Genomic DNA, 580 nt, shown 5'->3' on the forward strand with positions numbered 1-580 from the left:
TGAAAAATCAAACAGGCATAATATCAGCTAATGAAATAAACTTACAAGGTAATGAAGTTTATGTAGATGTAGGTAATATAAATGGAGATCAATTAAAAAGCTTAAAAATACAAGGAAGCAATGGTAATAATTTTAAAGGTTCTATGTATTTAAATGCTAGTGGATATTATTATAATCCTAATTCGTTTAAAGTGTTTGATAAATATACAAACACAAATAACAACTTTAAAGTATATAAATATGTAGGCATAGGCTCTGATTTAGATTGGTGGCACTTTGCTAAAGGGTGGAATGAAAATAAAGAAGGTTTTAGAGATACAGCTAGTGAGTATAGACTTACTAATGATATAGATTTTAAAGCAAGTAGTGGCCAAAACTATGCTAATTATTGCATAGAAGGATATGGTTGTACCAATATGATAGTTGGATATAAAAGTCATGTTTATAATGAGAATTGGGAAATAATAGTAGATAATAGTTTTTCAAATAAAACATTTGATGGACAAGGATTTGCGCTTAAGAATATTAATATAGATACAACTAATCTTGAATATATACCTGAGTATGTAGGTATATTTGG

Annotated in this window: 1 pseudogene; it reads left to right on the plus strand. The window is 27.4% G+C overall.

Annotated features, from left to right (window positions below):
* Positions 1 to 580, plus strand: a pseudogene (locus L8X24_RS07930) (hypothetical protein); the annotation flags it as partial.

Origin of the sequence: Campylobacter sp. CNRCH_2015_0814 (assembly GCF_025772765.1) — a bacterium.
Taxonomy (GTDB): Bacteria; Campylobacterota; Campylobacteria; order Campylobacterales; family Campylobacteraceae; genus Campylobacter_D.